Source organism: Kitasatospora sp. NPDC056651, assembly GCF_042792155.1.
In the GTDB taxonomy this organism is placed as follows: Bacteria; Actinomycetota; Actinomycetes; order Streptomycetales; family Streptomycetaceae; genus Kitasatospora.
The window spans coordinates 1-6,608 of the sequence record NZ_JBHTWX010000193.1; the positions used below are offsets into that span (position 1 = coordinate 1).

Sequence of the window (6,608 nt, forward strand, 5' to 3'; positions counted from 1 at the left end):
CCGCACGGGGGGGCCGGGGTGGCCTCCGCCCTGCCCCGGTGCCCCCCCCCCACCGGGCCCGGGGGTGCCGCGCGCCCCCGCGCGCGGAACCCGCGCACCCTGCCAATTCACCGTTCCAGCAGAGGAGTTCCTCCATGAACGAGCACGTACAGCACCACCGCACCCACCGACCCCGCCGTGGCCGGCGCGCGTTGGCGGCGGCCGTGGCCACCGTGGCCGCCGGCGTCGTGGCGGCCACGGCTCTGGCACCGACCGCGGCGTTCGCGGGCGGCAAGCCGGACAGCGTCCAGTCGAGCCTGAACGCGCTGGTGAAGGACGACGGCCTGCCCGCCGCGCTGGCCTCCGTCAAGGGCCGCGACGGCCGCACCCGCACCTACACCGCCGGCGTCGGCGACCTCGCCACCGGGGCCAAGGTCCCCATGGACGGGCAGATACGCGCCGGCAGCAACACCAAGACCTTCACCGCCGTCGTCATCCTCCAGCTCGTCGCCGAAGGAAAGATCGGCCTCGACGCGTCCGTCGACACCTACCTCCCCGGCCTGCTGCGCGGCGACGGCATCGACGGGCGGAACATCACCGTCCGTCAGCTGCTCCAGCAGACCAGCGGCCTGCCCGACTACATGAACGCCCCCGAGCTGTCGGACTTCGTCCCGATCCAGTACCGCTACTTCGAGCCCCGCGACCTCCTCGACGGCGCCCTCGCCCAGAAGGCCAGCTTCCCCCCGGGTACCGACTGGGCGTACAGCAACACCAACTACGTCGTCGCCGGCCTGATCGTCCAGAAGGTCACCGGACGGCCCGCCGGAGAGGAGATCACCAAGCGCGTCATCGACCGCATCGGGCTGCGCCACACCTACTTCCCCGCCCCCGGGGACACCCGCATCCACGAGGCCCACCCCAAGGGCTACCTCCGCAACTCGCTGGACGCGCCTCTGATCGACTACACCGAGATGGACTCCTCGATGGCCTGGACGTCGGGGGCGGTGGTCTCCACCAACACCGATCTCAACACGTTCTTCACCGCGATCCTCGACGGCCGGCTCCTGCCCGCGGCGCAGCTCGCCGAGATGCGCACCACCGTCCCCGCCGAGTACCTGGGCCCGGGGGTCCGCTACGGGCTCGGTCTGCAGAGCAAGCCGCTCTCCTGCGGCGGCCTCCTCTGGGGCCACGGCGGGACCACCCCGGGCTACCGTTCCCGCGACGGGGTCACCGAGGACGGTCGCGCCGCCACCATCACGGTCACCTCCGTCCCGGAAGCGGTCGGCGCGCAGCACATGGCGGACGCCCTGGACACGGCCCTCTGCCGCTGACCCGCCCCTCGGCACGACGGCCTCGCGGCTTCCCCGGAAGGGGGCCGCGAGGCCGTCCGCCCGACCCGGCCCGGTCAGCCCGCCGGGTTCGCGCGCCGGGCCTCCACCAGGCCCGACTCGTACGCCGCGATCACCGCCTGGGCGCGGTCGCGGACACTCAGCTTGGCGAAGACGCTGGTGATGTAGTTCTTGACCGTGGAGACGCTGATGCCCATCGCCGACGCGATCTCGGCGTTGTCGAGGCCGGTGGCCAGCAGGTGCCACACCTCGATCTCGCGGGGCGTCAGTTCCCCCAGGTCGGACACCGGCACCGGCACCGGCGACGGCGACCGCGGCCGGCGGGGCGTGGTGACGTAGGTGGAGATCAACCGGGTGAGCAGGCGCGGCGCCACCGCCGCCTCCCCGGTGTGCACGGTGCGCACGGCGGCCGAGAGCTCCTCGGGGGAGCAGTCCTTGGGCAGGAACCCGGAGGCGCCGGCGCGCAGGGCGGCCACCACGTACTCGTCCATGTCGAAGGTGCTCAGCGCCAGGACCCGGCACGCGGGCAGCTCCCGCGCGATCCGCTCGGTGGCCTGGACCCCGTCGAGAACCGGCATCCGGATGTCCATCACCACGACGTGCGGCCGGTGCCGGTGCGCGAGGTCGACCGCCCGCTGCCCGTCGTCCGCCTCGGCCACCACCTCGAACGCCGGGTCCGGCGCCAGGATCAGGGCCAGGCCCCGCCGCACCAGCGGCTGGTCGTCCGCGATCAGCACCCTGATCCGCTCCTGGGTTCCCGTCATCCGAGCCGTTCCTCTCCGTCGGCCGGCGCCACCGGCAGACTGGCCACCACCCGGAAGCCACCACCGTCGACGCCGCCGGCCACCATGCTGCCGCCGTGCAGCGCGACGCGTTCGCGCATGCCGATCAGACCGTACCCGGCGCGGCCCGCCCTCGGTCCGGCCGCACCACCCGCCCCCGTCAGGGCTCCCACCACGGTGTCGGCCGGCGCGGCGGTGCCGTTGTCGGACACCTCGACGGTGACCCGGTCCGGGTGGTACGTCAGCCGGACCCGCGCCTGGGCCCGGCCGGCGTGCTTGCGGGTGTTGGTGAGGGCTTCCTGGACGATCCGGAACACCGCCAGGCCGGTGCTCGGCGGCAGCGGACGCTCCTCCCCCAGGACGGCGAACCGCGTGGGCAGACCGGCCCTGCGGGACTCCTCGACGAGCCCTCCGAGGTCCCCGACACCGGGCTGCGGCGCGGACGGCGCCCCGTCCGCCTCCTCCGTCACGTCGCCGGCCCGGAGCACGTCGAGCAGTTGGCGCATCTCGCGCAGCGCCATCCGCCCGGAGCCCTCCAGCGTGACCAGCGCGTCGCGCACCACCTCGGTGTCACCTCCGAGGTTCGCTCGGGCACCGCCGGCCATCAGCTGCATGGTGGTGATGTGGTGGGCCACGATGTCGTGCAACTCCCGTGCGATGCGGCGCCGTTCCTGCGCCACCGCGCGGTCGGCCAGCAGCCTGCGCCTGACCTCCACCTCGTGCTGCCAGCGCTTCAGCACCTCGGCCGCGACGATGACCAGCGCCGCCGCGAGGACGTTGACCACCACGTCCCCCACCGGAGGGGGCAGCGGATGCCCCTGGCCCAGCAGTGGCACGGCGGCCGCCAGCAGGGCGGCCGGCGCCGCCACCGCGATGCCGCGGGAGCGGGCCACGGCGAACAGCGCGACGCACAGCGTGCAGTTGAAGTGCGGCGGCACCGGCCCGCTCAGGTTCAGCGCCAGGCCGAGGGCCAGCACACCCGCCAGTGACGCCAGCGGGTAGCGGCGCCTGGTGAGCAGCGGCATGGCCGCCAGGACGAGCAGCACCAGCGCGCTCAGGGAGATCGGGCGGCTTCCGTCCAGGCCGCCGACCGAGTAGCCGAGGATGTCCAGGGCGGCCGCCCCGGCGGCCAGCAGCCCGTCACTGGCCGTCCAGGGCAGGCCGTCGGCGCTCGGCGACGGCGGCAGGGGCCGGTGGTGCGTCGACATGCTGGTGGTGGTCCTTTCCGTGGCCGGTCGGCACCGGCCTCCGCGGTCCATTCTCACAGCGGCTCCCGGCCCCGGGCCGGCACCCGGGACCGATCCCCGACCAGGCCCCTGGTCCTGGTCGGGGCCGTGTACCGGGCCCAGGTCCTGACGGCGTTCTCCTCCCCCGCTCGGACGAGAACGCCCGGTACGCCGTGATGCTCTGGAGAGGTGCCGGAAACCCCCGGCGACAGCACCACAGCCGGAGGACATCGTGATCCGCGCCCTGACCGGATTCTCCACCAGGAATCCGTGGAAGGTGATCGCCGTATGGGCGGTCCTGGGAATGCTCCTGACCGTCCTGAGCCAGACCCTGGTCTACCGGGTGACCCAGACGCAGACGGCCGACTTTCTGCCGAAGAGCTACGACTCGGCCGCCGCCATGAAGATCGCCCAGGACCGCTTCGGGACGAAGCCCGACGCCAACCCGGTGACCGTCCTGGTCGCGCGGACCGACGGCCGGGCGCTGACCCCCACGGACCGGGAGCAGATCGACGCCGGGGCGAAGCGGCTGAGCCGCGTCAAGGTCACCATGCCCACGCCCAAGGACGCCGCGCCCTTCCAGCGGGACTACTCGCAGATCCCCCAGGTCGACCCGGCCATGACGGCCCCCGACGGAACCTTCGGGCTGCTCTCCGCCAACCTCACCGGAAACTCCGCCGACCCGGGCCTGGAGAACACCTTCCGGGCGTTCCGGGACAACGCCCGGGCGGAGTTCGCCGCCCAGGGCCTGCGCACCGGCTTCACCGGCGCACTCGCCGACCAGGTCGACTCCGCCGACGACGGCAAGACCCTCGCGACCATCGCCTCCGCCGGCGCCGCCGCCCTGATCGTGCTGCTCCACGTCCTCGTGTTCCGCGGCGTCCTGGCCGCCCTGCTGCCGCTGATCGCGGTGACCCTCGTCATCGGCGTGGCCAGCGGCGCGGTCGTGGGCACCGCGCTGCTCACCGGCATCAAACTCGACCCCTCCGTGCCGAGCCTCATCGGCGTGGTGCTCCTGGGCATCGGCGTCGACTACTTCCTGTTCCTGATGTTCCGCTTCCGCGAGCAGCTGCGCGCCCACCCCGAACGCCACCACCGCTCCACCGCCGCCGAGGTCGGTCAGAAGGTCGGCACCGCGGTCACCTCGGCCGCGCTGACCATCGTCGCCGCCTTCGCCACCCTCGGGGTCGCCAGCTTCGGCCAGTTCCGGGTGCTCGGCCCGGCCGTCGCGGTCTCGGTCCTGGTCATGCTGCTGGCCAGCCTCACCCTGATGCCCGCCGTCCTCGCGGCCTGCGGACGCGCGCTCTTCTGGCCCTCACGCGCCCTCAAGGCCGAACCCCGCGACGGCACCGCCGCCCGCTTCGCCGACCTGGTGGCCCGTCGGCCCGTGGTCATGGTCCTCGCCTCGCTCGCCCTCCTCGGCGCCCTGGCCGGCGGCCTGGCCGGGATCAGGATGGACTACGGCCTGGGCGGCGGCCCGCGCACGGCGTCCCAGAACACCGCCGCCGAAATCTCCCGCGCCCTGCCCGCCGGCGTGGCGGACCCGACCAGCGTCTACGTCGAAACCAGGAACGCCGGCCCCCTCTCCCCCGGCGCGCTGGACGGCCTGACCCGGCACCTCACCCGGGTCGCCGGCGTCGGCCAGGTCGCCAAGCCGGTCCTGAGCGAGGACCGGCAGGCCGCGCGGATCGACCTGATCCTCACCGAGGACCCCCAGTCCCAGCGGGCCCGCGACCTGGTCTCCGGACCGATCCGCGCAGCCGTCGCCCAGAGCACACCCGCCGACCTGAGCGCGCACGTCGGCGGCACCCCCGCCGTCTTCGCCGACGTCTCCACCGCCGTCGGCCGCGACCTTCGGCTGGTCTTCCCGGTCGCGGCGGTACTGATCGGGGTGATCCTCCTCCTGCTGCTGCGCAGCCTGCTCGCACCGGTGGTCCTGATGCTCTCCGTCGGCCTCGGCTTCGCGGCCACCCTCGGCGCGGCCACCCTGCTGTTCCAGCACACGATGGGCAAGCCGGGCGTCAACTTCACCCTGCCCCTGGTCCTGTTCCTGTTCGTGGTCGCGCTCGGCACCGACTACAACATCCTGATCAGCGACCGGATCCGGGAGGAGATGGAACACCCCGGGCCGCCCCGGGCCGCCGTCGCGCGCGCCCTGCGGCACACCGCCCCGGCCATCGCGACCGCGGGCCTCGTCCTGGCCGGTTCCTTCGCCGGCCTCGCGGTGACCCCGCAGCCCTCCACCCAGCAGATCGGCTTCGCCACCGCGCTCGGCATCCTGCTCTCCGCGTTCCTGCTGTCCGTCGTGCTGGTGCCCGCCCTGGCCGCGATCCTCGGCCGCGGCCTGTGGTGGCCCCTGCGCCCCGGCCGCACGACCGCCCGGCCCACGCCCCGGCACCGTACGGACGCACCGCAGTCGCCGCAGTCGACGTCCTGGTCCTCGTGGCCCGCACCGCCGCACCAGGACACCCACCCCTACCCCCAGCCGTACGCGCCGCAGGAGGAACAGGGCGCAGACCCCTCCCGGGCCCGTCAGCGCTGACGACGAGCCCGGGCGGGACCGGGTGGCGCGCACACAGAAAGTGCCTTCCGGCTGGTTCGACGGAGACCTTGGACAGGTCTCGTCGTTCCAGCGCGGAAGGCACTTCTGTTTTTACCGGTCATGATCCGGAGGCGCCTCGGTTCCGCCGCGCCACCACGGGGACGACCGCCCCGCTCTCAAGCATCTGACGCGACGCCTACGGGCGGACGCCCTTGACGTTGGGCTGCGTCTTCTGGTTGTAGATCTCCTTGCCCTTGGCGTCGAACGCGTGGACGTAGGGGGCCGGGGGGAAGGCGTTCGGGTTGGTGCCGGTGGAGACGGCGGCCGCGTAGACGAACGCGCCGCCCGCCATGACGGCCGGGTACTGCGTCGCGTCGTCGCCGTAGCTGATGGTGACCTTGGCGACGTCGGACGTGTAGTGCCCGGCGCCCAGCGAGAGGGCCTGCCCGGCACCGGTCGGCGTGTTGAAGCTGTCGAAGAACTCGATCCGGTGGCCGACGCCCCACAGGCGGTCGTTGATGAACGTCGCGGGGGAGGAGTTGCTGCTGCCCTGGTTGCCCTTCGACTCGCACTGCACGTACTGGCCCGCGGAGTCGACGGCGACGACCACGCCGTCGGTGTCCGGCGAGGCGACGGGAGTGCGGACCGCGATCACCGCGTGGTACTGCGCCGCCTCGGCGCCCAGGCAGGAGGACAGGATCCCGGCCGTGGTCGCGGCGTCGATCGGGGT

General features: G+C 73.5%; 4 protein-coding genes and 1 pseudogene. 2 read left to right on the top strand and 3 right to left on the bottom strand.

The window, feature by feature from the left end:
* Positions 1–134: 134 nt before the first annotated feature.
* Complete coding sequence (locus ACFRAR_RS37770; protein WP_380704828.1) at positions 135–1,310, top strand: serine hydrolase domain-containing protein; 1,176 nt, start codon at positions 135–137, stop codon at positions 1,308–1,310.
* A gap of 74 nt (positions 1,311–1,384) precedes the next feature.
* Here ACFRAR_RS37770 and ACFRAR_RS37775 read toward each other — a convergent pair whose 3' ends face one another.
* The gene (locus ACFRAR_RS37775; RefSeq protein WP_380704830.1) at positions 1,385–2,092 is read right to left on the bottom strand and encodes a response regulator; all 708 of its coding nucleotides are present in this window, start codon (positions 2,090–2,092) and stop codon (positions 1,385–1,387) included.
* The gene (locus tag ACFRAR_RS37780; RefSeq protein ID WP_380704832.1) at positions 2,089–3,318 is read right to left on the bottom strand and encodes a sensor histidine kinase; all 1,230 of its coding nucleotides are present in this window, start codon (positions 3,316–3,318) and stop codon (positions 2,089–2,091) included. The genes ACFRAR_RS37775 and ACFRAR_RS37780 overlap by 4 nt, the downstream gene beginning before the upstream one ends.
* A gap of 250 nt (positions 3,319–3,568) precedes the next feature.
* Between ACFRAR_RS37780 and ACFRAR_RS37785 the strand changes: the two genes are divergently transcribed.
* The gene (locus ACFRAR_RS37785) at positions 3,569–5,878 is read left to right on the top strand and encodes an MMPL family transporter (RefSeq protein ID WP_380704834.1); all 2,310 of its coding nucleotides are present in this window, start codon (positions 3,569–3,571) and stop codon (positions 5,876–5,878) included.
* A 196-nt stretch (positions 5,879–6,074) separates the two neighbouring features.
* Here ACFRAR_RS37785 and ACFRAR_RS37790 read toward each other — a convergent pair.
* Positions 6,075–6,608 (bottom strand): annotated as a pseudogene (locus ACFRAR_RS37790) (hypothetical protein); the annotation flags it as partial.

Bases quoted from the DNA above. Each gene is read 5' to 3' on its own strand.
- ACFRAR_RS37770 (WP_380704828.1), top strand. From the start codon at position 135: ATGAACGAGCACGTACAGCACCACCGCACCCACCGACCCCGCCGTGGC.
- ACFRAR_RS37780 (WP_380704832.1), bottom strand. From the start codon at position 3,318: ATGTCGACGCACCACCGGCCCCTGCCGCCGTCGCCGAGCGCCGACGGC.
- ACFRAR_RS37775 (WP_380704830.1), bottom strand. From the start codon at position 2,092: ATGACGGGAACCCAGGAGCGGATCAGGGTGCTGATCGCGGACGACCAG.